This window comes from Pandoraea cepalis, from assembly GCF_902459665.1.
GTDB classification, from domain to species: domain Bacteria; phylum Pseudomonadota; class Gammaproteobacteria; order Burkholderiales; family Burkholderiaceae; genus Pandoraea; species Pandoraea cepalis.
The window spans coordinates 1-25,802 of sequence record NZ_CABPSL010000027.1; the positions used below are offsets into that span (position 1 = coordinate 1).

The following is a 25,802-nucleotide window of genomic DNA, read 5'->3' on the forward strand; positions in this document are numbered from 1 at the left end:
ATTTTCGTACTCCCGTCGACTACGAGGCCGCATTGCTTACCGCATGACTTGCTGTACGTGAAAACGAGGCAGGGTCACAGAGACTCCCCGTCGTATTAAGCCGCGAGGAAGTGGGTCGCCTGATCGCGGCGTCTGGCAACCTGAAGCATCAAACGGCACTGTCGCTCGCCTACGGAACTGGGCTGCGCGCCAGCGAAGTTGTCGCGCTCAAGGTTTGCGACATTGACAGCCAACGCATGACGCTGCGCGTTGAACAGGGCAAAGGCCGCAAGGATCGCTACGCCATGCTTTCACCAGTACTGCTCGAACGCCTGCGAGTGTGGTGGCGTGTGGCACGCGCACAGGGCAAGATGCTCGATGGCGGCTGGCTGTTTCCGGGCCTCAACCCGATCGAATCGCTCAGCACCCGCCAGCTCAACCGGGCTATCCATGCCGCCGCCGCGGAGGCGAAGATCGACAAGCGCGTCTCGATGCACACGCTTCGACATTGCTTTGCAACGCACCTGCTGGAGCAGAAGGTGGATATTCGTGTGATCCAGGTGCTACTCGGGCACAAGCAATTGGACACGACGGCGCTCTATACCCAGGTCGCCACCGACCTCCTGCGCGAAGTGGTCAGCCCCCTGGAGATGCTGCACCCGGAATAGAACCACCGAGTTCCTTCCATGGGGCGTCCGACCCTGGAGGTCGCGGATATCTTCCGCGCCTTTGGTCCGGCCTGGCGTTGGTCTCAGCGCGAGCATCTGAGTCTGGGACAGCTCAAGGTCATGTCGGCCATCGAACAGTGCCGCAGCGCGGCGCTGGGGGGACACGTGCTGCTACAATTCCTGCCGCAATCGCCACTGCCCGAAGTGTCAGGCCAAGGCGGCACAGCGTTGGTTGGAAGCCCGTCAGGCAGACCTGCTTCCGGTGGCGTATTACCACGTGGTCTTTACCCTGCCGGCGCCGATCAGCGCCATCGCCTACACCAACAAGGCGGTGATCTATCGCCTGTTGTTCGAGGTGGCCGCCGAAACGCTCGGCACCATCGCGGCGGATCCGAAACATTTGGGCGCGCAGATCGGGGTGACGCTGGTCCTGCACACCTGGGGGTCGGCGCTGACGCATCATCCCCACGTGCACGGGATCGTCCCCGGCGGGGGTCTGTCCCCGGACGGCGAACGCTGGGTCCGTTGCAGACCGGGGTTCTTTCTGCCGGTGCGCGTGCTCTCACGACTGTTTCGCCGGCGCTTTCTCGAAGAATTGGAGAAAGCACATCGAGCTGGGCAGCTACGCTTCTTCGGTGAGCACGAGCCGCTGGCGGCGGCGGCGCGCTTCACCAGGTGGCTGGCACCGATGCGCAAGTGCGAATGGGTGGTCTATGCCAAGCGTCCGTTTGCCGGTCCGGCGGCGGTGCTGCTTACCTGTCGCGTTATACCCACCGGGTGGCGATCTCGAACCGGCGGCTCGTGGCGCTGGATGAGCGTGGCGTGACGTTTCGCTGGAAGGATTACCGGGTCAAGGGACGAACGCGCTACAAGACGATGACGCTGAGCGCCGAGGAGTTCATGCGGCGGTTTCTGCTGCATGTACTGCCTGGCGGGTTTCACCGTATCCGCCACTATGGCTTGATCGCCAATGCCGGGCGCCGCGAGAATCTGGCGCGCGTGCGGAAGCTCCTTGCCCAGGCGGTTCAGGGCGCCGATGTGCAACCGCTTGTTGAGTCGACGGCGCTCCCAGCGACGCCGCCAACCTTCGTTTGCCGTTGTTGTGGCGCGGCCATGAGCATCCTCGAGATATTCGTGCGTGGGCAACCGATCCGTGCACCACCCGGGCTGCGTAACGCAGCATGAACTTAACCTCATCTCGCCACTCAAGCCAACCGTCGTCTCTTCAGCATCCAGAGCCGATAGCGGACGGTTTTACGTTACGCTGGAATAACCGCCCTTCCGGCTCGATACATCAGCGAATCACTGCGTTCACCGGAGTCCGTGCCAGGCCGTTGAGCTCGATCCTCAGCCGATTGACCGGGCTGAGTGCCACGCTCAGCACGAGTACGAACCTTCAAATCCCCATAGCCCGGTAAGCCTGCTCAAACCGCGCCGATACATTCCGCGGTTTCCTCCCTCGGGGTTTGTCCAACGCCTGCCCACCCACCTCGTCTGGTCATCTGCCGCTTGCACGGTCAGGGCAGGCATCGAACAAACCTACACAATAGCTCCAATTGGCGAAGGGCGGTTGTCGGGCAGCGTATTTGCACAATGAAAACCACCTTGAAACGCGAGTTACAATGCACGATTTTCACTGTTTTCTGATCCTCTCATGAGAAATGCTATTGGCTTAGTCGGGTAGAGACAGCGCATCAAGCCCCAGCAGCACTTCGCAAAGCGGCACCGTTGCTCATAGTACAGCGCGCTAACGTGCTATAAATTCCGAATTCTGAATCGGCCCCCACAAGCCTGAAACCGAATTGCAGGCCAATGAGTGGCTACTGCGTTACCTTGACCGTTACAACGCGCAGCGCCACCGCCATGAAGCCCATTCCCGCCTGGATGACTGGATAGCCAAGTTGCCAGCCGACGGCTTGCGTGAAATGTGTACCTGGGAGCAGTTTTGTCGCTTTGCCCGCACACCCGAGCGGCGCAAGGTGGGCGTTGATGCCCGTATCGGCATCGATGGCACCCAGTACGAAGTCGAACCCGATATGGCGGGCGACTGGGTGGTATTGCTGTGGGGACTCTTTGACGATGCCTTGCACATCGAATACAACGGCGAAAAGTTTGGCCCCTTTTACCCGATATCGGGTCCCATTCCGCTGCATCGCTACCGAGCCTTCAAACGCGGCAAAGCCGACGAGCGGGCCGACCGCATCCGCACACTGGCCGACCAGCTCGGCCTGCCCATTGCCGCACTGTCCGGCAACGACCTGTGCGTGTCAAAACCTGCGTCCATGCCTGTGCCAATTGCACGCCAGCCATTTGATGCCGAATCGCATGAGTACCACTATCCCACCACCATCGCCGCCAAGCTGGCGATTGCCGATGATTTGGCCAGGCCGTTGACCAAGCTATTGCCTGAGGAACGCGGCTTCATTGACCAGGTTCTGGCAGAGACACTGAATCGGCGAATTGTCATGGGACGGGTGCGGGAGTACTTCCGGCAACAAAAAGGAGCACAGCATGCGAGTTGAAGTGATGCAGCATTTCGGGTTGACCCTTGCGTTCAACCAGGCCGGTTACTACGAGACCGAACACCACAAAGAATTGATGAAGGACATCCGCGGTGCCATTGGTGAGGGGCGGCTGATTGCAGTGTGTGGCGTGGTTGGCAGTGGCAAGACGGTTTTGCTGCGACGCCTGCAGCAGGCGCTGGATGAGGAAAAGAAGGTCACCGTTTCGAAGTCGCTGGCCATCGAAAAACAAAGCATCAAGCTGGCCACGCTGATTTCGGCCCTGTTCTATGACCTATCGGCCGACAAGCAGGTGCAGATTCCAAAACAAGGGGAACGCCGGGAGCGCCAGTTGCAGGAACTGGTGAAGAAGGGCAAACGGCCCATTGTCTTGTTCGTCGATGAGGCACATGACCTCAACGGCCATACCTTGACCGGGCTCAAACGTCTGATGGAACTGGTGGAGGATGGCGGTGGCCTCCTGTCGGTGGTGCTGGCGGGTCACCCCAAGCTGCGCAACGACTTGCGTCGGCCGACGATGGAGGAAATTGGCTACCGTACCGACGTATTCTCATTGGACGGAATCGCCGGCGCGCAGCGCGAATACATCAAATGGTTGTTGGCCACCTGCTCTGGGGGCCAAATCGAGACCAACGCCATCTTGACCGAGGATGCTATCGACGTGCTGGCCAGCAAGCTGCGCACGCCGCTGCAAGTTGAATTGCATCTCAGCCTAGCTCTGGAGGCCGCGTACCAGGCAGGAGAGCAACCCGTGACCGCAAGCGTGGTTGAATCCGTGCTTTCCCGCCAGATTGACGACTTGGAGCCAACGTTGACCCGGCATGGTTATCGCACCAAGGATCTGGTCGAACTCTTCGATGCCAAGGCGACGGAGATAAAGGCCATGTTCAACAACACATTGGAGCCGACACGCTCCACCGAGCTGCGGGAGAAAATGTTGCGGGCCGGGCTACCAATCTGAGTACATTTTGATTTGCAATTAATGTGAGTCGGTGGCGATGCAATGCAAGTCGGCCGCTACGATTGCAAGTTCATTTGCAATTAATGTGATTCTGACCATCCGGTCATTTGCAAATAATGTGAGTCGGAAAAGCCGCTGATTGCAAGTCGGTCGGTTTTCAAACGCGAGTCACTACACGTACCGGTCGCGGCGCTCATGCTCTCGACCATCGGCATCGGGTTGGCGGTCGCGCTCAACGTGTTCGTGCCGCAGGCGTCGTTCACGTTGATGATGTCCGTGTCGATGTTCGGTGCGATGTTCACGTGGCTGATGATCTTCGTCACGCACCTGTACTTCCGCCGTGCACACGAGGCAGCGTCGCTGAGCTTTCGCATGTGGGGTTATCCGTATGCGAGTCTGGCGGGCGCGCTGCTCATGCTGGCGACACTCGTGACCACCTATTTGACCGACGAATTCCGCCTGACGCTGGTCTATGGCGTGCCGTTTGTCGTGGCGCTGTCAGTGATCTATGCGGTGTGGTATCGCCGGGATACCCCCGCTGCTGCCGTGCAGACGCAGGGGCCGAAACAGTGAAGTGGCATGGCGCGCTTTTGCCGTTCGGTGGGCACGCCTTCGACTGATCGCTTTGCCGGGACACGATCCGCGCCCCGGGAACGACCGTGGCGTTGCCGTCAGAGCAGACGATAAGCGAGGCGGGCGGCGACGCGAGCCCCTGCGCCTTGTGGGTCAAAGCGCGGGTTGTATTCGGCCAGGTCGGCCACGCGCAGTTTGCCTGAGCGGTGCACATGCGTGACGATGGCTTCGACGACGGACATTGGCACGCCATAGGCGGCGGGGGCGGAAACCCCTGGCATGACCGGCGCGGGAAGCACGTCGAGATCGATCGTCAGATATACGTGCGAGACGCCTGCGATCAGTGCATCGATCTGTTCGAGACGGGCGTCGAGATGCCGGTCTTGCATCTCGGTGTCCTCCACGTATGTCACGTTCAGCGCACGGGCACGGTCGAACAGCGATGCAGTATTGCTCAACCGGCTGACACCCAGACACGCGTAGTCGAACGGAAGTCCGGCCGCTTCGCAGGCCTGCGCGATCTGATCGAACGGCGTACCCGACGTGCCTGGACGCGCCGTGCGCAGATCGAAGTGGGCGTCGAGATTCAGGATCAACACGCGTGAGCGGTCGCCAGTCGCGTCGAGATGCGCGCGCAGTCCTTGCCACGTGCCCCAAGCGATCTCGTGACCGCCGCCCAGCACCACCGGTTGCGCCCCGGCATCGAGCTGATGGCGTACCGCGTCGGCCAGTGCTGCTTGTGCCGCTTCGAGGTCATCGCCGTCACAAGCGATATCACCGGCGTCGAACAGGCACGCGATGTCGTGGGCGGGCAGGTTCGCCAGCGCCCGACGGATCGCTGGCGGACCCTCACCGGCGCCCACGCGTCCTTGATTGCGGTTGACGCCCGCATCGCAGGCGAAGCCGATCAGCACGGGCGCGCCGCCCGCCGCCGCGTCAGTGCGCGAATCGATCTCGCGCACGACGTTGAACAGCCGGCGCGTGTCGCCACGCTCGCCGGAATCCGTGCGTCCGCGCCAGACCGGGGGATCGCCGGGCACCGATTGCAAACGACTCGCCATGAAAGTCTCCTGTGCGCCGTGCGACATCAAACCGAGGTCAGGTCGCGCCACTCGCCGTGGCGTACCGTCCGAGACGGCAACTCGCCGCCCAGCCAGTAGGCGAGTTCCGCGGGTCGATCGATTTCCCACGCCACGAAGTCCGCCGTCTTCCCGGCTTCGAGCGTGCCGTGCGTGCCGAGCATGCCCAAGGCTTTGGCCGCATTGCGCGTGACGCCCGCCAGCGCTTCTTCCGGCGTCAAACCGAACAGCGTGCAGGCCATGTTGAGCATCAAGCGTAGCGAGAGCGCGGGCGACGTGCCCGGGTTCAAATCCGACGCCACCGCGATATCGACACCGTGACGGCGAAGCAGATCCACCGGTGGGCGACGCGTCTCCTGCAACATGTGGAACGCGCCCGGCAGCAGAACGGCAACCGTGCCCGCACGTCCCATTGCGGCGGCGTCGTCGGCGCTCATATACTCCAGATGATCTGCCGACAATGCCCCCATCTCGGCGGCAAGACTTGCGCCGCCGAGCGGGGAGAGCTGCTCGGCGTGCAGCTTCACCGGCAGCTTCAGCTTCTGTGCGCGCAGCAGCACCCGCATCACCTGCGACGGTGAGAAGGCGATGGTCTCGCAGAACGCATCGACCGCATCGACCAGATGCTCCTCCGCGAGCTTGGGCAGGATGTCGTTGCACACGTAATTCACATACTCGTCCGCCTTGCCCGCGAATTCCGAAGGCACCGTGTGCGCAGCCAGGCACGTGGTCTTCACCGTGACCGGCAACGCCTCGCCGAGCCGACGCGCCACGCGCAGCATCTTGCGCTCGCTGTTCAGATCGAGGCCATAACCCGACTTGATCTCGACCGTGGTGACGCCCTCGCGCATCAAGGCAAGCAACCGTTTGCGCGCCGATTCGAAGAGCGCATCCTCGGTGGCGTCGCGGGTGTGCCGCACCGTGTGCTTGATGCCGCCGCCGGCGGCGGAGATGTCCGCGTAGCTGACCCCCTGCAACCGTTGCTCGAATTCGAGGCTGCGGTTGCCACCAAACACCAGATGCGTATGGCAATCGATCAGGCCCGGCGTGACCCACGCCCCTTGCAGATCGACGCACGCGTCGGTGCCCGAGGCCGAGCGCTCGCTGCGCGCGCCGACCCACTCGATATGCTTGCCGCATGTGACGATCGCGGCATCTTCGATGGCGTGGTAACGGCCATCGCGCATCGTCGCGACGTGACAGTGTTTCCAGTAGGTCCGTTTCATGAGAGGCTCATTCCAGGGTCATTGGGCCGCGCACCTGCGCTTCCTTGGGTTTCACGCCGAACTGATAGGCCACCGACATCAGTACGATCCAGCCGGCGCCGACATACAACGCGACACGGGTGTCCTCCATGTAGCCGAGCACCCCGATCACGAACAGCATGAACGCGATGGCCAGCGCCGGGCCGACCGGCCACAGCGGCACCTTGAACTTGAGCGCGGCGACTTCCGCCGCCGACAGACGACGGCGCATCGCCACCTGAGAGAGCAGAATCATCAGCCACACCCACACGGTGGCAAACGTCGCAATCGACGCGATGATCAGGAACACGCCTTCCGGGATCAGGTAGTTGAGCACCACGCCGCCGAGCAGCGCGGCCGTCATCACCAGCACCGTGACCCACGGCACCCCATGACGCGACGTCGTCGAGAACGCGGCCGGCGCCTGACCGTGTTCCGCCATGCCGAACATCATGCGGCCCGCGCCGAAAATATTGCTGTTGATGGCAGAGATGGCGGCGGAAATCACGATCACATTGAGGACGGCGGCGGCGGACTTGATGCCCAGCCCCGAAAAGATCTGCACGAACGGACTGCCCTGGCTGCCAATGCCGGTCCACGGGAAGATCACCATGAGCACACACATCGTCAACACGTAGAACAGCAGAATGCGCATCGGCACGGCGTTGATGGCGCGCGGGATCACGGTTTCCGGATTCTTGGCCTCCCCGCCGGTAATGCCGATGATCTCGATGCCGCCGTAGGCGAACATCACCACGGCCAGCGACGCCACGAGTCCGCCCCAGCCATTGGGCAGGAAACCGCCGTGCGACCAGAGATTGCTTACCGCAGGGGCATGCTCGCTATGGAGTTGCACACCCGCAAACAGAATCACACCGCCGCCCACGATCATCGCGACGATGGCGAGAATCTTCACCAGCGCCAGCCAGAATTCCATCTCCCCGTACACCTTCACGTTGCACAGGTTGAGCCCGCAGATCAGCATCACGATGCCAAGCACCCAGATCCATTGCGGCACGTCCGGGAACCAGAATCCCATATAGATGCCGAACGCCGTCACGTCCGCCAGACAGACGATGACCATCTCCAGAATGTAGGTCCAGCCCGTGAGAAACCCGGCCAAGGGGCCAAGGTTGTCGCTCGCATAGCGGCCGAACGAGCCGGAGACGGGCTGGCGCACGACCATCTCGCCCAGCGCGCGCATCACCATATACACGGCGGCGCCGCCCAGAATATAGGCCAGGATGACGGCCGGACCGGCCAGTTGGATGGCGGATGCCGAGCCGTAGAACAGGCCCGTGCCGATGGCGGAGCCGAGCGCCAGAAAGCGGATGTGCCGCGCGCTCAGATTGCGTTGCAGGTTTTTCAAGCTGTCTCCTGAATGCGTGATGAGCCAGCCCGCGATCGCGGGCGGCAAGGGAATGCGGCGGGGGGACGGGCAACCCTGTCCCCAACCACCGGTGGCGCGAATCGCAGTTCGCTTCGCCCCGGCGGGGGAAGAGGCCTGTGCGATTTAGATGACTGGCGCGCTAGGCAACGTGCCTGACGGCACCAGCGCACTGAGCTGGCGCTGGGCGATCAACGCGCTTGCGCCCTCGATGTCGGGCGCAAAATAGCGGTCCTTATCGTAGAACGGAACCGACTGGCGCAGGAGCGCGCGGGCGCGCTCAAGTGCCGGGGTCGACTTGACCCCCTCGCGGAAGTCCAGCCCCTGGCAGGCGCCAAGCCATTCGATCGCGATAATCCCCTTGACGTTATCGGCCATCTCCCAAAGCCGCTTGCCGGCGTTGGGGGCCATCGACACATGATCTTCCTGGTTGGCCGAGGTCGGCAGACTGTCGACACTGGCCGGATGCGCCAACGCCTTGTTCTCGGACGCGAGTGCGGCGGCCGTCACCTGCGCGATCATGAAACCGGAGTTCACGCCGCCGTTGGCCACGAGAAACGCGGGCAATTGCGACATGTGCTTGTCCATCATCAGGGAGATGCGACGCTCGCTCAGCGCGCCGATTTCGGCCAGCGCCAGCGCGAGGTTGTCCGCCGCCATGGCGACCGGCTCGGCGTGGAAGTTGCCGCCGGAGATCACGTCGCCCTGTTCCCAGAACACGAGCGGGTTGTCCGACACCGCATTCGCTTCGACGGCGAGCACCTCGGCCGCCTGACGGATCTGCGTGAGACACGCGCCCATGACTTGCGGCTGGCACCGCAGCGAGTAGGGGTCTTGCACCTTTTCGCAGTGCGCGTGGGACTCACCCACCTCGCTCGTCTCGCCCAGCAGATGGCGGTACAGCGCTGCCGCATCGATCTGGCCACGCTGGCCGCGCGCGGCGTGAATGCGGGCGTCGAACGGGGCGCGCGAGCCGAGCATGGCTTCGACCGTCAGGGCGCCGCAAACACTGGCGGCCGCGTACATGTCCTCCGCCTCGAAAAGACCCCGCAGCGCATAGGCCGTCGAGACTTGCGTGCCGTTGAGCAGCGCCAGGCCTTCCTTGGCAGCGAGCGTGAGCGGTTCGAGTCCGGCCACGGCGAGGGCTTCGCGGGCGCTGATCCACTGACCGCGATAGCGTGCCTGACCTTCGCCCAGCAACAGCAGCGACATGTGGGCGAGCGGGGCGAGATCGCCGGAGGCGCCGACCGAGCCCTTGAGCGGGATGCACGGGTAGACCTCGGCGTTCACCAGCGTGATGAGCGCATCGATGACCTTGCGACGAATCCCCGAATAGCCGCGCGCCAGACTGTTGATCTTGAGCACCATGATGAGACGCACGAGCGCGTCATCAAGCGGTGCGCCCACGCCGGCGGCATGCGAGAGCACGAGTGAGCGTTGCAGGTTCTCGAGATCGTCTTTGGCGATGCGCGTCGTGGCGAGCAACCCGAAGCCGGTGTTGATGCCATAAGCCGTGCGGCCTTCGGCGACGATGTTTTCCACGCAGGCCACGCTCTGGTCGATGGCCGCGTAGGCGGTCTCGTCGAGCGTGAGAGTGGTCGGGTGTTGAAAGACGTCGCGCAGTTGCGCGAGCGTGAGCGCGCCGGGCGTCACAAACAGGTGTGCCATGGACGGATTTCCTTGATTCGACAGTTTTTTGGAGTATCTCGCTTACTTCGCGTCGCCCAGCATGGGCAGGTTCAGGCCATGCTCGCGCGCGCAGTCGACGGCGATGTCATAGCCCGCATCGGCGTGGCGCATGACGCCCGTCGCCGGATCGTTGTTCAGTACACGGGCGATGCGCGCGGCCGCCGCGTCGGTGCCGTCGCACACGATCACCACGCCCGAATGCTGCGAGAAGCCCATGCCGACGCCGCCGCCGTGATGCAGCGACACCCAGGTCGCGCCGCTCGCCGTGTTGAGCAGGGCGTTGAGCAGCGGCCAGTCGGAGACAGCGTCCGAGCCGTCGCGCATGGCTTCCGTTTCGCGGTTGGGGCTGGCGACCGATCCCGAGTCCAGGTGGTCGCGGCCGATCACGACCGGTGCCGAGAGTTCACCCGAGCGTACCATTTCATTGAAGGCCAGTCCGAGCTTCGCGCGCAGCCCCAGCCCGACCCAGCAGATCCGCGCAGGCAATCCTTGGAAGCTGATGCGCTCGCGCGCCATGTCGAGCCAGCGATGCAGGTGCGCGTCGTCGGGAATCAGCGCCTTGACCTTCGCGTCGGTCTTGTAGATGTCTTCCGGATCGCCCGACAGCGCGACCCAGCGGAACGGCCCGACGCCACGGCAGAAGAGCGGACGGATATAGGCGGGCACGAAGCCGGGGAAATCGAAGGCGTTCTCGACGCCTTCCTCCTCGGCCATTTGACGGATGTTGTTGCCGTAGTCGAACGTCGGCACGCCCATCGCCTGGAAGTCGAGCATGGCCTTGACGTGGACCGCCATCGACTGCTTGGCGGCCTTGACGACTTCGGCGGGCTTCGTGCGGGCGCGTTCGCGGTAGTCGTCCCAGGTCCAGCCGATCGGCAGATAGCCATTGAGCGGATCGTGGGCGCTGGTCTGGTCGGTGACCATGTCCGGACGCACGCCACGGCGCACCAGTTCCGGCAGAATTTCGGCCGCATTGCCGCACAGGGCAATCGACACGGCCTGACCAGCGGCGGTGTATTTGGCGATGCGCGCGAGCGCGTCGTCGAGATCCTTGGCTTGCTCGTCGACGTAGCGCGTGCGCAAACGGAAGTCGATGCTGGTCTGCTGGCACTCGATGTTCAGCGAGCAGGCGCCGGCCAGCGTGGCAGCCAGCGGCTGCGCGCCGCCCATGCCGCCCAGGCCGGCGGTGAGCACCCAGCGGCCCTTCAGATTGCCATCGTAATGCTGGCGACCGGCTTCGACAAACGTCTCGTAAGTGCCTTGCACGATGCCCTGGCTGCCGATATAGATCCACGAACCGGCGGTCATCTGGCCGTACATGGCCAACCCCTTGGCGTCGAGTTCGTTGAAATGCTCCCAGGTCGCCCAGTGCGGTACCAGATTCGAGTTGGCGATGAGCACGCGCGGCGCGTCGGCATGCGTCTTGAAAACGCCCACCGGCTTGCCCGACTGCACGAGCAGCGTCTCGTCGTCACCCAGCGTCTTGAGCGTTTCGACGATCTTGTCGTAGCACTCCCAGTTGCGCGCGGCGCGGCCGATGCCGCCATACACGACGAGCGCGTTCGGGTTCTCGGCGACGTCCGGGTCCAGGTTGTTCATGAGCATGCGCAGCGGCGCTTCGGTAAGCCAGCTACGGGCATTGAGCTGCGTGCCGCGCGGGGCGCGGATCGTGACATCGCGGTATCGGGTGACTTGGCTCACAACGTGTTCCTCTAATTCGGAGCGGAGAATGACTTGTACAGTATTGTATATACAAGTTACCGTGAACTAGGGTTTTTACGTACTTTGGTGAGCCAAGGGGACGGCGTTAGAGGGGACGGCCGGGCCTGACGCGCCGGCGCTGGCTGATCGGTGCCTGATCGTTGGCTTGCCGCGGGCTTATTCAGGCGCGCCGAAGCGGCCTTCGAGGCGGTGGCGAGAACCGGGGTGCAGCAGCCGGGCAACGGAGACCACGCGCTTGCCCGTCCATGTGCGCCGACGGATCAGCAGGCACGGTTCGGTGCGCGCGATGTTAAGCAGTTGCGCTTCCTCGGGCGTGGCCGTCACGGCTTCCACGACATGCTCGCCCGACGTGAGCGGCGAGAGACGCTGCAGATAGGCGTTGGGCGTCAGTTGGGTGAAGTCCTGTTCGAGGTAGTGCGGTGCGAGCGTGGGATTGACGCAGCGATCCTCGATCTGCACCGGCACGTTGTCCTGGTAGTGAACGATCACCGAGTGGAACAGCGTTTCGCGCTCCTGCAGGTCCATCGCGAGCGCGCGTTCGGGGCCAGCGAGTTCTTCGCGCAGCAGCTTCACTTCGGCGCGATGGCGATGGCCATGCTCGGCGATCTCGTCCGCGATATTGTTGACGGCCAGCAGCGGGGAGTGCGATTTCGGCTCGGCCACGAACGTGCCGACGCCCTGCATGCGTACGAGGCGTCCCTCGGTGGTGAGTTCTCGCAGCGCGCGATTGACCGTCATGCGACTCACGCCCGAGAACTCGACCAACTCGTTTTCCGAGGGTATGCGGTGATGCGGCGGCCAGGCGCCACTGTCGATCTGACGGCAAATGAACTGCTTGAGTTGCAGATAGCGCGGTGCCGGCCCTTGTTCGTTGAGCGTTTCGACAGTCGGTTGGGCGGATTGACGTGGCACCTTGATGGCTTCTCCGGTCACTGACGTGCGGGTGGGAAAGCCTGAAGCATAAGCCAATCGCTCGCTGCGGAGGAGAAAAACGCGACCCGCTGCGCACGGCATCGATCAAGGCAAGGTCGCGCGAAAGCGGCGCCGAGGCCCGCCGCGCAGCGAGACGAATTCGCTTACCAGCCGTGCAATCTCGACCAGACCGCCAGCGCGCGATCTGGGGCGATGGCGTGGTATTCGGGGAATTGCGCCCCGGTGGCACAGGCGTGATTCGGCAGGATGCGCAACAGGGTGCCGATAGGGAAGCGCGCGACGATGTCGGGGTCCGGCGCGCCTTCGCGCGACAGAATGCCGTGTTCCTGATTGGCGCCGCTCAACTGATACCCAGGGAGGAGGCTGCCGTCGATGCGGCAAACCTGTCCGTAGCCGAAATCGCGTTTCTGTTTTTGTGTGCCGCGGTCGCGGCTCATGGCCATCCAGCCGGCGTCGACAATGGCCCAACCCTTCTCGGGCTGATGCCCGATCACGGTCGTGAGCACGCTCAACGCCAGTTCGTCGGTCGTGCACACGCCGATGTTGTGCATGACGAGATCGAAGAACACGTACACGCCCGCGCGCACTTCGGTAACGCCATCGAGATGCGCGGCAGTGAGGGCGGTGGGCGTCGAGCCGACGCTGACCACCGGGCACGGCAGTCCGGCATCGCGCAAACGGGTCGCGGCGCGCACGCAGCCGGCGCGCTCCTGTTCCGCGATGGCGGCGAGCGCTTCGGGCGTGTCGACGTCATAGCTCGAGCCCGCGTGGGTCATGACGCCGCCCAGCGTCGCACCGCCCTCATGCAGCACGCGCGCCACGTCGAGCAGCGCATCGTCTTCTGGCGCGATGCCCGAGCGATGCCCGTCGGTATCGATCTCGATCCACACGTCGAACGTCTCTCCAAATTCAGCGCCGAATGCCGCGATGGCCTGCGCGGATACGATGCTGTCCGTGAGAATCTTCAGGTCGCAACCGCGGCGTCGCAACGCGAGGGCGGCCGGCAGCTTGCTCGCGACCATCCCGACGGCGTAAAGGATGTCGGTGATGCCATCGTCGAAGAAGCGGGCGGCTTCCTTGAGGGTGGAGACGGTGATGCCCGCAGCGCCCGCGTCGATCTGCGCGCGTGCCACTTCCACGCACTTGCTGGTCTTGACGTGGGGACGAAAGCGCACGCCCAGCGCGTCCATACGGGACTGCATCCGGCGAATGTTGTGCTGCATGCGCGGCACGTCGATCACGGCGGCCGGCGTGTCGAGCATCGGCAACGAGGACGAGGGGAGGGGCGGCTTTGCGGTCATGGTCATCGGTCTCGGGCAGGGGACGGGCGTGGGCCGCCGGCGTCGCAAATGCGGCGGATGGCAGTGCGCCCGCGTGGTGCGACACCGTCGTCAAAGGCGTCAGTGTAGGCAGGGGCGGCGGCCTCGTGGTTAACTGACGCAACATCAGACATTAAGCCCAGGTGAATGATCCAGATCGAGGATATGCGTCGGGTCGCGTGTGAGCGTCGCGCCGTCAGGCGAGTCGATGGGCGCGTTCGGCAGTTCGGGTTCGCGCGACGTTCGCCAACAGACTGCAGGCAAGGAGCAACACTGCCGTCATGAAAAATACCGACGGTAGCCCGAACGCGACGGCAATCTGGCCGCCGACGACGGGCCCGATCACCTGGCCGCTGAATTGTGCCGACTGAAGGTAGCCGAGCATCTTGCCGGTATTGCGCTCGCCGACCGAGTGACGGGCGAGTTTGCCGATGGCGGGCAGCAGTCCCGCGAGCGTCATGCCCATGAGCACACGCAGCGCGGCCAATTGCCACCATGTGGTGACAAACGCTTGCGGCGCCATGACCAGTGCCGTCGCGACAAGGCAGCCGACGATAACGCGCCAACTCCCGACACGATCCGCGAGCGCACCCAAGCGGGCTGCGGTGAGCATGCTGCCCAGCGCGGAGCTGGCCATGACGACGCCGGCGACGCGCGTGAGGTGCGCGCTGTCGACGCCCAATTGCGCGATGTAGACGGTAATGATCGGTTCGATGGACATGTTCGCCAGCAATACCATCATGGCCGTGGCCAGAATGGCCGCGATGCTGCCGGCGTGCGGCGAGGGATCGTTGGTCGGCGTTACCGATGGGGCGTGGCGTTTTCCGTCGCGCGACGCATCGAAGTCTTCGCGAACCCCGAAGATCGTGAGCAGCGCCGTGACCGCAATCATCGCACCGCCGGCGAAGAAGGTGCCACGAATTCCGAGCAACGGTGGCAGCAATCCGCCGACCAGCGGCCCGACCAGGCTGCCCGCGAGGGCGCCCGTCGACAGCACACCCAGTGCCCAACCCGCGCGTTCACGCGGCGCCTGTGTGCCCACCATCACCGTCGACGCCGACGCATAACCACCGACCAGGCCAGCAATCAGACGCAGCCCCACGAGTTGGTAGACATTGTGCGCGACGCCGATGAGCGACATTACGATGGCCATGCCGACGGCCGCGCGGATGAGCATCGGCTTGCGGCCGAAACGGTCCGCGAGATGGCCCCAGAGGGGCGCCGTGACGGCGGTGCCGAGAAACGTCGCACTGAACGCTACGCCCGACCATTGAATGACGGCCGACGCCGATGCAACGCCAAGCTGGTGGACGTAGAGCGGCAGGAATGGCAGCAACATGCTCAAGCTGACCAACGTAGTAAACGATCCGAACACGGCGATAGTCAGATTACGGCGCCAGTACCGAACGTTGCGCTGAGCATAACTGGCGCCATCGGCTACGTGGGCGGCATCGGCCGAGGCGAATTGGGACACGTCGACGGGGGGCTTCACAGGAACCTCAGCATTGCGCAAGGAATTGGCGTGCAACCGTGGGAGCGGGCTACGACCGAGTCTAGTCCGAGCGCCGGGGGGCGGGAATGGCCGCCGCGCGGAAGTCAGTGTTGCGAGGCGCGGACGAATGCCCCAACGTTTGCAGCAAGAATTCGACGAAGACCCGGGCGCGAGACGGCAGCGTCTTGCTGTGGGGGTACATCAGACTCACCGGGCGCGAGCGTCCCCCATAAGCGGCCAGCACCTCGACCAGACGCGCGGCGGCCAGATCTTCCTCAACGATGAAGCGGTAAGTCTGGAACAGCCCGGCACCGGCCTTCGCGAGTGTGACGCCCGAGAGCACGTCGTCGCTGCAACGAAAGTTGCCGTTCACGGCACGCTCGATCTCGCGGCCCGCCTCGCGGAACAGCCACGGTATCGCTCGCCCCGTGCTCGGCAGGTCAAATTCGATGCAGTCGTGCTCGGCCAAGTCGTCAAGGGTTCGCGGCGTTCCCACGCGATTCAGGTAATCCGGGTGGGCGACGACCACGAGTGCGGCGTCTTCGAGCGGGCGCGCCACCATACTCGACTCGGGCTGGGCGCGAAAGCGAATGGCGAAGTCGAAGCGCTCCTCATGAAGGTCGACGTTGCGGTTGCTCACATGCACGTGCACCTTGATGCGCGGATATTGCGCCTGGAACGCGGGCAGCAGCGGCAGCAGTCGATAGTGCGCGTAGGTCGTCGGCACACTGACACGCAGGGTGCCGGATGGCTGCGACTGGGCGCCTGAGACTCGGTGCTCAGCTTCGGAGAGCATGCCAAGGGCGGAGCGGCATTCGTCGTAGTACGTGCTACCGCTTTCGGTCAGACGGATGCGCCGTGTCGAGCGAACAAAGAGACGTACCCCGAGGCGTTGCTCGAGCCGGGCGATCGACCGGCTGACAGCGGCCGGCGTCACGCCCGCCAGGTTCGCGGCCGCCGTGAAGCTGCCCGCTTCGGCTGCCAGGCAGAACAACTCGATGCTGCCGAGCAGGATGTCGCCGAATTGCCGCTGCATATCGATTCATTACATCATGTAAAAAGACAAGTGTATCCGTATGTGTTTTTCGCGTCTTCATTCACGAATAGAGTGGTGCTCAACCCGCGGGGCGTATGGATGATCCGCCGTCCCGGCAGGCCACTTCAAGTTGAGGATGGACATCATGAACAATTCGGAACGCACGGCCATTATCACGGGTGCCTCAAGTGGCATCGGACTCGGGTTGGCGGAAGCTTTCCTGAAGGAGGGTTTCAACGTCGTGGGCACTGGGCGCAGTAGCGCGCGGCTCGACGCGGCGCGCGCGGCGTTGGGGGTAGGCGAGCGATTCCTGCCTGTCGTGGGCGATGTTGGCGACCCCAAGGTGGCCGAAGCGGCCTTCGCGCGCGCCATTGAGGCGTTCGGTCACGTCGATGTGCTCGTCAATAACGCGGGCATCTTCACGGCGAAGCCGTTTGTGGATTTCACGCCGGACGAGATCGACGAGCAGATCGCCACGAATTTGAAGGGCGCGTTGTACTTCTCACAAGCCGCGGCGCGCCACATGAGCGAGCGCCGTCGTGGCGCGATCGTCAACGTGACCGCGTCGATCGCGTTGCAGGCGCATTCGAGTGTTCCTGCCTTGATGGCGGCCGCGCTCAAGGGGGGGCTCAATCAGGCGACGCGCGCACTGGCGCTGGAGCTGGCGCCCTACGGTGTAACGGTCAACGCCGTAGCCCCCGGGGTCGTGGACACGCCGATGCATGCCCCTGAAACGCACGACGCGCTGGGGCAGATGCATCCGCTCGGACGCATTGCTGACGTGTCGGACATCGCGCGGGCGGTGCAGTACCTCGTGCAGAGCGAATATGTGACGGGGACGATTCTTCCGGTGGACGGCGGTTTCAGCGCCGGACGCTGATCGACACGGCGCTTCGCCTTCGTTGTTCATGGCACAGCGGTTCGGTGAATTCACCGGCCGCGGCATCTTGAGGAGTCAATCATGCCGTTCGTCAGCATTCGTATCACTCGGGAAGGGAACACCGCCGAGCAGAAAGCACAGGTGATCCGTGAAGTCACCGAGACCCTGGAGCGCGTGTTGCACAAGCCGCCGCACCTCACGCACATCGTGATCGAGGAGATCGACACGGACAACTGGGGCTATGCGGGACAAACCACGACGGTCATTCGACAACTGCCGCCCGATGCGTGAGTGCTGTCGTAACGGGGCGGGCTACGCAACGCGCCGCCGCCCGGGCGGCGGGCAGCGGCGCGGGCGTCATCAGAACGGCTTGGACATGGCCAGATAGAACGTGCGACGAGGTCCGAACTGCGGCGCCCCCACGCCGATGCCGGTGCCGTCGCGAAGCTCGTAGACGCGGTCGAAGAGGTTGATGACCGAGAGCTTCACGTTGAAGCGGCCGAGTCCCGGCATCTCCACCTTTTGCCCGACACCGAGGTTGATCTGGAGGTACGCCGGCAGGTGTTGCGCGTTGGCGAACCCGCTGCGCAGGCCAGAGCCGAAGAGCGCGTCGGCCGAGAGCAGCGTCGGCCCCCACTGATACGACACGCCGGCCGACGCCGTCACTTGCTGGTCGTGATCCAGATGCACCCAATGGCTGTTGATGTAGGCCAGTTCGTCCGCGTCGAAGTTGAACTGGCCCGTTTCGATGCCTTGCCCCATCGCGCGCGAGAGGGCCACGTTCAGATACGCGCCGACGTTGCCCTGACGATAGTTGAGCGTGCCTTCCACTCCGTAGATGCGGCCTTTGTTGTAGTTGAACGTGGAATAGATCAGCGCGTTGCCGAATTGCCCTTCGTCCTGCAGATGGCGCACGCGGCGGTAGTAGGCGTCGAGGCCGACGGTGATCGACGACGTCAACTGATGCGAGATGCCGAGATCGAAGTAGTCGGAGCGCTCGGCAAGCGCTGCGGTGTTCGCGTCGGATGGCAGCGCGTTGGTGGTGTTGAGGAATGTCGAGACCGAGGTCGTATCGATTTTCTCGGTGGCCGGCGGCGTGAAGTACCGGGCGTAGCCCGCATGAACCCGGGTGCGGCTTGTCAGGTCGTAGGTCAGGCCCAGTCGGGGCGATAGCTGCCCCTCGTTGGTGACGGTGTTGACGTGATCGTAGCGCGCGCCGTAGTTGACGGTGAGGCGATCGGTGGCCTTCCATTCGTCCTGCAGATACATGCCGTAGGTGGTGCCGCGCGCGCTGGCGTTGTCGACAATGGTCAGCGGGGTGCCGCTCGTCTGCTGGCCGTCCACTGCGGGAAACACGCTCGACGTATTGTTCACGCCGAACTGTTCCTGCTGCAAGAACAGACCAAAACGCAATGTGTGTCGATCGGTGAGCTTGTAGCTGCTGTCGGCTTGCAAGCCGTAGGCTTCGTTGCGCCGCGCGATATTGGCCGCAACCCCGTTGTAGGCGAGATCGCCGATGGGATCGGGCGTGTAATCGACGCGGCTCGTACGGTGGAACAACGAGATCTGCGTGTCGAGCTTCGACGACAGATGGCTCTGCCACGACAGCACCTGGAAATCGGTGCGTTCCTGTTGATGGGCATTAAGACTTGCCGAATCGGGAATCGCGCCGTTGTCGAGCGTATACGCGGGTGCAACGCCCGGCAGGTTCGGGATCTCGAAGCGGTTGTTGGCCGTGCCGAAGATGAAGGAGACGCGATTATCGGTATTGAGCAGATACGACATCATGCCGAACGCGTTCGTCTGATTCGTGTGGTCGTGTATCGCGTTGCGATCCCCTGTCGGATTCTCGATGCCCATGTCGTTGGCGGACACACGGGTGCTGAAGTAGTAGCTTAGCGCCCCCTTGGTCCCGTAGAGCTGTGTGTTGACCTGGCGCTCGGCATGACTGCCGAACACGACACCGACTTCGCCCCCGAAGGCCTTGGGGGGCTCGCCGGTGTCATCTTCCAGGCCGGGGGAGCCTTTGGTTCGGATGTCGACGATGCCCGCTGTCCTATACCCGAACTGCGCGGGGAGCGCGCCGGTGATCAGGTTGATTTGCGACGCGATGCGCGCGTCGATCGCTTGTCCGAAGCCGCTGATGGCCTCCGGAATGATCACGCCGTCAATGCGGTACTGCAGATTGGCGTGGTCGCCGCGCACGTGCAACTGACCATACGAGTCCTGCACTACGCCCGGCGCCTGCAGCATGACTTGATTGAGCGGGGTATTTGCGCCGAGCGGCAGCGTCTGGATATCCGTCTGGTCGAAGTTGTAGACGGAACTACCGGTCTCGGGTGAGAGCGCGTTGCGGGCTGCGTCAAGGCGCTTGGCCGAGACGGTCGTGGCCGCTAGCGCGGCGTTCGTGTTGTCCGTGGGCGTGGCGTCGGTGACCGTGGGTGGCGAAACGGTTTGCGCGAATACGTGGGGGGCCAATGCGCAAGCTGCCGCTGCAGCGAGGGCGTGACGGGTGAGTGCGCCGAAGCGCGGACGTGTGGGGCTGGCAAGCATGCCGTTCCTCAATGTGCTTATGGTGTGGATGCCGTTCGCCCCGCACGCACACGCGAACGCGGGCGCGCCGGTTGCGGCGACGGCGAATGTTTTGATTCAGACGGGCAACGCGTGGCGGGAATAATAGATGCAACTCAATTGCATTGCAACTGAGTTGCGAATTCTCGCGCAACTGTAGGGGCTTTGCCAGGTGGGCGAATCTGGATGCGAGAAGAAACGGAGAGGCGGGAAGTTATCGGGGGGGGCTTAGGTGGCGTGGCGTTGGCCACGCGGACCCTAGTGCGGGATAACAGGCCTTACAGTGAGTGTTCGATGGCCTGACTGAGCAACGCCAGCCCGAGGTCGATCTCGTCTTCGCTGACGGTCAGCGGCGGGGCGATGCGGAACACGCCGCCCATGCCCGGCAGTTGCACGATGTTCATGCTCAGGCCGAGATTCATGCACTCGCGTGTGATCTTCGCGCCGAGTCCGTCAGCCGGCGCTTTGGTGCGACGATCCTTGACGATTTCCATGCCGAGCAGCAGGCCGCGTCCACGCACATCGCCCACGCATTCGAAGCGCTCCATCAGCCCCAGCAATCCGTTGCGCAAACGTTCGCCCATGACATTGGCGCGCGCGACAAGCCCATCGCGCGCGACGACGTCGAGTACGCGTAAGCCAACGGCTGCAGGCAGCGGGTCGGAGACGTGCGTGGTGTAGAAGAGGTAGCCACGTTCGTGGGCGCGCTCCTCGATCTCGGCGGACGTTACGATGGCGGCGAGCGGTAGGCCTGCGCCGAGGGTTTTCGAGAGTGTGAGGATGTCGGGGGTGACGCCGTCGCGCTCGAACGCGAACATTGTGCCGGTGCGGCCGACGCCGGTTTGCGCTTCATCGAGAATCAGCAGCATGCCGCGCTCATCGCATTTGCGCTTGAGGGCCGCCAGATATCCCGGCGGCAGCTCGATGATGCCTCCGGAGCTGAGGATCGGTTCTGCAATGAAGGCCGCGAGGTTGCCGCTGGACTGGCGATCGATCAGGTCGAACGCGTAGTCCAGTTCGGCGAGGTAGTCGTACTGACCGGCCGGGCCGAAGCGGGGACGGTAGGTCAACGGTGCGGGAATTGCAAACGAACCGACCGCGGCCGGCCCGACGCCTCTGCGTCCCGCGCTGTAGGTCGCTGCGGCGGCGCCACCGGTCATGCCATGCCACGATTGGGCGAACCCGACGATTTCGAATTTGCCGGTGACCAGCTTGGCCATGCGAATGGCCGCTTCGTTCGATTCGGCGCCGGTGCTCAGCAGCATGACCCGGTCGAGGCCCTCGGGGGTGATGTCGGCGAGCCGTTTGGCGAGATCGACCACTGGCCGGGAGAGCATGCCGCTGAACAGGTGGTCGAGGGTACCGATGGACTCGGTGACGACGGCGACGATGTCGGGATGGCAATGGCCAAGCACGGCGCTCATCTGCCCGGAGGTGAAGTCGAGAATGGCGCGGCCGTCGGCGTCGTAGACAAAGCTGCCTTGCGCCCGCTCGATGATCATCGGTTCGAAGGTGCCGCCGTAACGGATCAGATGTTGCCGGGCGTTGCGCCAGAAGTCGGCGTCTTGGTTCTTGGACATGCAGGTGTCTCCGATGGGCAACGGCGATGGGGAGGGGCATTTACCGCTTGCAGTCTAGGCAGCGCTCTGATTTCATGGAAGCGAATAGTGCTAATGGAAGATAGAAGCGAGCCTAATATCTTGAGCCTGTCCCTGGAAATCGATTTGCTGCGTTCGTTCGTTGCCATTGCGCAGGCGGGTTCGCTCAGCCGTGCGGCGCAGCGCATCGCGCGAACGCAGTCGGCGCTGAGTCAGCAGATGAAGCGTCTGGAAGTGATCGTCGATCAGCCGTTGTTGCAGCGCACGGGCCGCGGTGTGGTGTTGACGAGCCCTGGCGAGCGTTTGCTGGGGCATGCCCAGCGGATTTTGCGGGCGCACGACGAGGCGATGGCGGAGATGTCGGGCCGGGGGTTGAGTGGCACGATTCGATTCGGGTGTCCGGACGATTACGCCGCCGCGTTTCTGCCCCATCTGTTGCGTGAGTTTGCGGTGGCGCATCCGCATGCGTTGGTGGAGGTGATTTGCGAGCCGACACCGCGCTTGATGGAGCAACTGTCGCGTCATACGTTGGATCTGGCGCTGATTTCGTTGCCGGATGGCGTGGACGATGAGGGCGTCATCCGACGGGAACCGTTGGTCTGGATCGGGAATCCGGGCCTGGAGGCGGTGATTTCGAATCCCGACGTGGCGCTGCCGCTGGCGTTGTCCGACCCGGATACGCTGGATCATATGGCGGCATGCGAGGCGTTGACGCGCGCGGGCAGGGCGTACCGCATTGCCTATGCGAGCAGCAATCTGGCGGGATTGACGGCGCTGGCTCGCTCGGGGCAGGCGTTCGCGGTGATGACGCAAACGGCGGTGCCCGCGGATTTACGTATTGTTACAGGTGATACGTTGCCGCCATTGCCGTCGGTCGGGATTACGGTAAAGTTCGATCGCGCGCGCCCGACTCACTTGAGCGTCGCATTCGCCGGTCACATCCGGCGGACGCTGGCGGTGTTGTAGGGGGGGACGTGGGGCTTGGGTGTTTGCCCCTGTTCGGGCGAATTTGACGCACAATTGCGCATCGTTTTGAGGCGGGGGTAGTCGCTTCCCCGCTCATCAACAAGAAGCCGGGTTCCGGGCCTTGGGAGGCTCCGAAGGTGGCCGGAAACTCGTGGTTATTTCGTTTTTTGTATCGAGGTCGATATGTTGGCGCGTATTTTGGCGGTTTTCCTGGTGGTCGGTTCGCTGCTCTCGTTGGCAGGCTGCAATACGGTCGACGGCGTCGGGCAGGATATCTCGGGCGCGGCACGCACCGTCAAGCGGGCCCTATAAGCGCCTGTTCCGGGCGAGGGGCGACGTTTCCGCCTTCGCCAAGCACCTCAGTTTCAGTTTTTCCCACGCGACGTACGCAACGATCGTCGACCGTTCGGCGTTTTCTTTGCTCCGCTTGCCCGCGTCTTTGGCAACGCTTAGCGCCTCTTGGCGGCTCTTGGCGCCTTCAACACCTCCCCCCAAGACGGACCGGAGCCCCTTTCCGCCTCTCAGACATAAACCCAACTCGCTGCAGAAAGGGGCCCCGGTCCGTCTCCCCTCCACGCCCCCAGTCCCTCCACCCAACGACCCAAGCCCGGCACCGCCCAAATAAACCACTTCGCCACTGATGCTTTGGAAACCCGTTATCCTTCTTTGGTTGACGCGCTTTCGGGCGCCCCCGCTTTCTTTCGCTTTCCGCCGACGACACCGTCCCCCGGCACCCGCTTTTCAGGAGTCATCCCCTCGTGGCCGCTTTCGACATCGACGACATCGTCTCCTCCCTGCACTCGGCTCGCCTGCGCTGGCGCGACGGCCAACGCCGCCTCCTCGAATCCGGCGGTCGCGATCTGCCCTCCCGTGAACACCTCGCCGATATCATCGGCGCCCTCAAAGGCGTGCTCTTTCCCATGCGCCTCGGCCCGCCAGACCTGCACCAGCAAGGCGAGAACTATTTCGTCGGTCACACACTGACCAGCGTGCTCAACGGTCTCGCCGAACAAGCCCGCATGGAATGGCGCCATAAAGCCCGCCACGACGCCAACCTCACGCCCGCACGCATCGAGGAACGCGCCCACGCCACCATCCAGCAATTCGCCCAACGCCTCCCAGCGATCCGCGAATTGCTCGACCGTGACGTGCTCGCCGCCTATCAAGGCGATCCGGCCGCCGGCAGCGTCGACGAAGTGCTGATCTGCTACCCAGGCATTCACGCGATGATTCACCACCGCGTCGCCCACGAACTCTATCGACTGGAATTGCCTCTGCTCGCCCGTATCATCGCCGAACAAGCCCATTCGGAAACAGGGATCGATATTCACCCAGGCGCCCAAATCGGTGCCGGCTTCTTCATCGATCACGGGACGGGGGTGGTCATCGGGGAAACCGCGATTCTCGGCGAGCGCGTGCGCGTCTACCAAGCCGTCACGCTCGGCGCCAAGCGCTTCCCAGCCGACGACGACGGCAATCCGCGCAAAGGCCTCCCGCGTCACCCGATCGTGGAAGACAACGTGGTCATTTACGCCGGCGCAACGATCCTCGGTCGCGTCACTATCGGACAAGGCTCGGTGATCGGCGGCAACGTCTGGCTCACGCAAGACGTCCCGCCGTTCAGCAACATCACGCAAGCAAGATCGCGCACGGAGGCCGGCTCGCCCCCGGTGTCCGGCTGCGATAACGAATCGTCCTGACACGTCCCGCGTGGCTCGCGCCACGCACGGTTCGGTCAGGCCGTTTTCAATATCGACGTCCGTCAGACACGTCAGGCAAGTCCCACCGCCCCCGCGACAGCGCATAGCGCAACCACGGCAAGCGGCGGTGCCTTCCAGCGCGTCAAGAGCACGAAGGCAATGGCCGCTACCGCGAAATCGGCAGCGCTGTGCACCGCGCTCGTCCACACCGGCGAGTACAACGCCGAGGCCAAGATCCCCACGACGGCCGCATTTACCCCGGCAAGCATGGCCGCCGTCGTCGCGCGTTCACGCAACGCCTGCCAATGAGGCAGCGCAGCGACGACGAGCAACAGCCCGGGAAGAAAGATCGCCGCCGTCGCAAGCACGGCGCCAAGCCACGGATGCAGCGGCCCCCCCGAGCGCCACCCAAGGTAGGTCGCGAACGTGAAGAGCGGGCCCGGCACCGCCTGCGCCGCACCATACCCGGCCAGGAAGTCGCCGTTCGATACCCATCCCGTCGCCACGGTCTGCGCCTGAAGCAGCGGCAACACCACATGGCCACCGCCGAACACCAACGCCCCGGATCGGTAGAAACCGTCAAAAATGGCCACGGACCGGTCGTCAGTGAGATGGCGCAAGAATGGCAATCCAGCCAACAGCACGCAGAAGAGAATCAACGCCACGGCGCCCGCCGTCCGTGAGATCCGGAATCGCGTCGGCGAGGGCAACGGCGGTGCCGCCATCGCGTGGCCCGAGCGCAGCAGCATAACGCCAAGCCCCGCGCCCAGCACGATCACGATGAGCTGCGCAAACTGGGTTGTCGTCAACGCGAGCACTGTCATGGCGGCCAACGCGATCCCCGCGCGGCGCGTGTCGGGACATAACCGTCTCGCCATGTCCCATACGGCCTGCGCCACGACGGCGACTGCCACCAGCTTCAAGCCATGCAGCACGCCGTCGCCGACCGGACCGCCCAGGTGCGGCGCCACGACGGCAAACACGAGAAGCAGCAGCACCGATGGCAGCGTGAACCCGCACCACGCGGCGATGCCGCCCAGCCATCCGGCCCGCTGAAGTCCGATGGAAAACCCAACCTGGCTGCTCGCCGGTCCGGGCAGAAACTGACACAACCCGACCAGATCGATGAAGCTCGCGTCATCGAGCCAGCGACGCCGCTCCACGAATTCGCCACGGAAATAGCCGATGTGGGCGACCGGCCCGCCAAAGCTGGTCAGGCCCAACAGGAGAAACGCGCGCAGCACTTCCAGGGCGGCGCGCGCATGCGTCGTGGCGGGACCCGCGACGGTCTCGATGTCGGTTTTCAAGGGTTCCAACTCACGTTATCCAGCAACACAAAGTTCGCCATCATAGCGCTGACGCGGTGACCTCAGCATGACGTCGGCATGACGCGAGCACACTGGGGGCATCGCAAGCTTACGCCACGCCAGCCGTAGACGCTGTCGGTCAGCGTCGTGCATGGCAGGACCGCCATTCTCGGCAC

19 protein-coding genes and 3 pseudogenes are annotated in these 25,802 nt (G+C 63.8%); 10 read left to right on the plus strand and 12 right to left on the minus strand.

Annotated features, from left to right (window positions below; all coding sequences use genetic code 11):
• Positions 1-83: 83 nt before the first annotated feature.
• From PCE31106_RS22340 to PCE31106_RS22360, 5 genes and pseudogenes are all read left to right on the plus strand, one after another.
• Positions 84-647: pseudogene (locus tag PCE31106_RS22340) on the plus strand (tyrosine-type recombinase/integrase); the annotation flags it as partial.
• A 220-nt stretch (positions 648-867) separates the two neighbouring features.
• Positions 868-1,832, plus strand: a pseudogene (locus PCE31106_RS22345) (IS91 family transposase); the annotation flags it as partial.
• Between the two features lie 617 nt (positions 1,833-2,449).
• Entirely contained in the window at positions 2,450-3,169 is a 720-nt protein-coding gene (locus tag PCE31106_RS22350) for a hypothetical protein (protein ID WP_217425925.1), read from the plus strand.
• The gene (locus PCE31106_RS22355) at positions 3,159-4,130 is read left to right on the plus strand and encodes an ExeA family protein (RefSeq protein WP_150564722.1); all 972 of its coding nucleotides are present in this window, start codon (positions 3,159-3,161) and stop codon (positions 4,128-4,130) included. The genes PCE31106_RS22350 and PCE31106_RS22355 overlap by 11 nt, the downstream gene beginning before the upstream one ends.
• Positions 4,131-4,307: 177 nt before the next feature.
• Positions 4,308-4,703, plus strand: a pseudogene (locus PCE31106_RS22360) (amino acid permease); the annotation flags it as partial.
• 98 nt (positions 4,704-4,801) lie between these two features.
• Here PCE31106_RS22360 and hutG read toward each other — a convergent pair.
• The 9 genes from hutG to PCE31106_RS22405 form a co-directional block, all read right to left on the minus strand.
• Positions 4,802-5,764: a formimidoylglutamase gene (hutG, locus tag PCE31106_RS22365; RefSeq protein ID WP_150564723.1), complete on the minus strand. Its 963-nt coding sequence runs from the start codon at positions 5,762-5,764 to the stop codon at positions 4,802-4,804.
• A 26-nt stretch (positions 5,765-5,790) separates the two neighbouring features.
• Positions 5,791-7,008 (minus strand): imidazolonepropionase, encoded by a 1,218-nt coding sequence (gene hutI, locus PCE31106_RS22370; RefSeq protein ID WP_150564724.1) that lies wholly within the window; start codon positions 7,006-7,008, stop codon positions 5,791-5,793.
• A 7-nt stretch (positions 7,009-7,015) separates the two neighbouring features.
• Positions 7,016-8,395, minus strand: a complete 1,380-nt coding sequence (locus PCE31106_RS22375; RefSeq protein ID WP_150564725.1) for an amino acid permease — start codon at positions 8,393-8,395, stop codon at positions 7,016-7,018.
• A 144-nt stretch (positions 8,396-8,539) separates the two neighbouring features.
• Complete coding sequence (gene hutH / locus PCE31106_RS22380) at positions 8,540-10,081, minus strand: histidine ammonia-lyase (protein WP_150564726.1); 1,542 nt, start codon at positions 10,079-10,081, stop codon at positions 8,540-8,542.
• Between the two features lie 42 nt (positions 10,082-10,123).
• Complete coding sequence (hutU, locus tag PCE31106_RS22385) at positions 10,124-11,803, minus strand: urocanate hydratase (protein WP_150564727.1); 1,680 nt, start codon at positions 11,801-11,803, stop codon at positions 10,124-10,126.
• A 177-nt stretch (positions 11,804-11,980) separates the two neighbouring features.
• Entirely contained in the window at positions 11,981-12,736 is a 756-nt protein-coding gene (gene hutC, locus PCE31106_RS22390) for a histidine utilization transcriptional repressor HutC (protein WP_150564728.1), read from the minus strand.
• Between the two features lie 164 nt (positions 12,737-12,900).
• Positions 12,901-14,064, minus strand: coding sequence for a DSD1 family PLP-dependent enzyme (locus PCE31106_RS22395; RefSeq protein WP_437343844.1), 1,164 nt, complete (start codon positions 14,062-14,064; stop codon positions 12,901-12,903).
• 208 nt (positions 14,065-14,272) lie between these two features.
• Positions 14,273-15,550, minus strand: a complete 1,278-nt coding sequence (locus PCE31106_RS22400) for an MFS transporter (protein WP_150550392.1) — start codon at positions 15,548-15,550, stop codon at positions 14,273-14,275.
• A gap of 79 nt (positions 15,551-15,629) precedes the next feature.
• The gene (locus PCE31106_RS22405) at positions 15,630-16,604 is read right to left on the minus strand and encodes a LysR family transcriptional regulator (protein WP_150549908.1); all 975 of its coding nucleotides are present in this window, start codon (positions 16,602-16,604) and stop codon (positions 15,630-15,632) included.
• A gap of 145 nt (positions 16,605-16,749) precedes the next feature.
• Between PCE31106_RS22405 and PCE31106_RS22410 the strand changes: the two genes are divergently transcribed.
• Positions 16,750-17,484 (plus strand): SDR family NAD(P)-dependent oxidoreductase, encoded by a 735-nt coding sequence (locus PCE31106_RS22410; RefSeq protein ID WP_150564729.1) that lies wholly within the window; start codon positions 16,750-16,752, stop codon positions 17,482-17,484.
• An 81-nt stretch (positions 17,485-17,565) separates the two neighbouring features.
• Complete coding sequence (locus PCE31106_RS22415) at positions 17,566-17,775, plus strand: tautomerase family protein (RefSeq protein WP_150549906.1); 210 nt, start codon at positions 17,566-17,568, stop codon at positions 17,773-17,775.
• Between the two features lie 69 nt (positions 17,776-17,844).
• On the opposite strand, the gene PCE31106_RS22420 is transcribed toward PCE31106_RS22415, so the two are convergent.
• Together PCE31106_RS22420 and PCE31106_RS22425 are read right to left on the minus strand one after the other, a co-directional pair.
• Positions 17,845-20,037: a TonB-dependent receptor gene (locus PCE31106_RS22420; protein ID WP_174975390.1), complete on the minus strand. Its 2,193-nt coding sequence runs from the start codon at positions 20,035-20,037 to the stop codon at positions 17,845-17,847.
• A gap of 296 nt (positions 20,038-20,333) precedes the next feature.
• Positions 20,334-21,635 (minus strand): aspartate aminotransferase family protein, encoded by a 1,302-nt coding sequence (locus PCE31106_RS22425; protein ID WP_150564730.1) that lies wholly within the window; start codon positions 21,633-21,635, stop codon positions 20,334-20,336.
• Positions 21,636-21,728: 93 nt separating this feature from the next.
• Here PCE31106_RS22425 and PCE31106_RS22430 point away from each other — a divergent pair, with 93 nt between their 5' ends.
• From PCE31106_RS22430 to epsC, 3 genes are all read left to right on the plus strand, one after another.
• A complete protein-coding gene (locus PCE31106_RS22430; RefSeq protein ID WP_150564731.1) occupies positions 21,729-22,619 on the plus strand; it encodes a LysR substrate-binding domain-containing protein in 891 nt (296 codons plus the stop codon).
• A gap of 183 nt (positions 22,620-22,802) precedes the next feature.
• Positions 22,803-22,931, plus strand: coding sequence for a hypothetical protein (locus PCE31106_RS24510; RefSeq protein ID WP_017232138.1), 129 nt, complete (start codon positions 22,803-22,805; stop codon positions 22,929-22,931).
• A gap of 446 nt (positions 22,932-23,377) precedes the next feature.
• Positions 23,378-24,319, plus strand: coding sequence for a serine O-acetyltransferase EpsC (gene epsC, locus PCE31106_RS22435; RefSeq protein ID WP_150564732.1), 942 nt, complete (start codon positions 23,378-23,380; stop codon positions 24,317-24,319).
• A 71-nt stretch (positions 24,320-24,390) separates the two neighbouring features.
• Here epsC and chrA read toward each other — a convergent pair whose 3' ends face one another.
• Positions 24,391-25,614, minus strand: coding sequence for a chromate efflux transporter (chrA, locus tag PCE31106_RS22440; protein WP_150564748.1), 1,224 nt, complete (start codon positions 25,612-25,614; stop codon positions 24,391-24,393).
• Positions 25,615-25,802: the final 188 nt, after the last annotated feature.

Coding starts and splice junctions, on each gene's coding strand:
- PCE31106_RS22420 (WP_174975390.1), bottom strand. CDS start 20,037: ATGCTTGCCAGCCCCACACGTCCGCGCTTCGGCGCACTCACCCGTCAC.
- PCE31106_RS22430 (WP_150564731.1), top strand. CDS start 21,729: ATGGAAGATAGAAGCGAGCCTAATATCTTGAGCCTGTCCCTGGAAATC.
- PCE31106_RS22395 (WP_437343844.1), bottom strand. CDS start 14,064: ATGACCATGACCGCAAAGCCGCCCCTCCCCTCGTCCTCGTTGCCGATG.
- PCE31106_RS24510 (WP_017232138.1), top strand. CDS start 22,803: ATGTTGGCGCGTATTTTGGCGGTTTTCCTGGTGGTCGGTTCGCTGCTC.
- hutG (WP_150564723.1), bottom strand. CDS start 5,764: ATGGCGAGTCGTTTGCAATCGGTGCCCGGCGATCCCCCGGTCTGGCGC.
- PCE31106_RS22415 (WP_150549906.1), top strand. CDS start 17,566: ATGCCGTTCGTCAGCATTCGTATCACTCGGGAAGGGAACACCGCCGAG.
- PCE31106_RS22355 (WP_150564722.1), top strand. CDS start 3,159: ATGCGAGTTGAAGTGATGCAGCATTTCGGGTTGACCCTTGCGTTCAAC.
- PCE31106_RS22405 (WP_150549908.1), bottom strand. CDS start 16,604: ATGCAGCGGCAATTCGGCGACATCCTGCTCGGCAGCATCGAGTTGTTC.
- hutI (WP_150564724.1), bottom strand. CDS start 7,008: ATGAAACGGACCTACTGGAAACACTGTCACGTCGCGACGATGCGCGAT.
- PCE31106_RS22410 (WP_150564729.1), top strand. CDS start 16,750: ATGAACAATTCGGAACGCACGGCCATTATCACGGGTGCCTCAAGTGGC.
- PCE31106_RS22425 (WP_150564730.1), bottom strand. CDS start 21,635: ATGTCCAAGAACCAAGACGCCGACTTCTGGCGCAACGCCCGGCAACAT.
- hutH (WP_150564726.1), bottom strand. CDS start 10,081: ATGGCACACCTGTTTGTGACGCCCGGCGCGCTCACGCTCGCGCAACTG.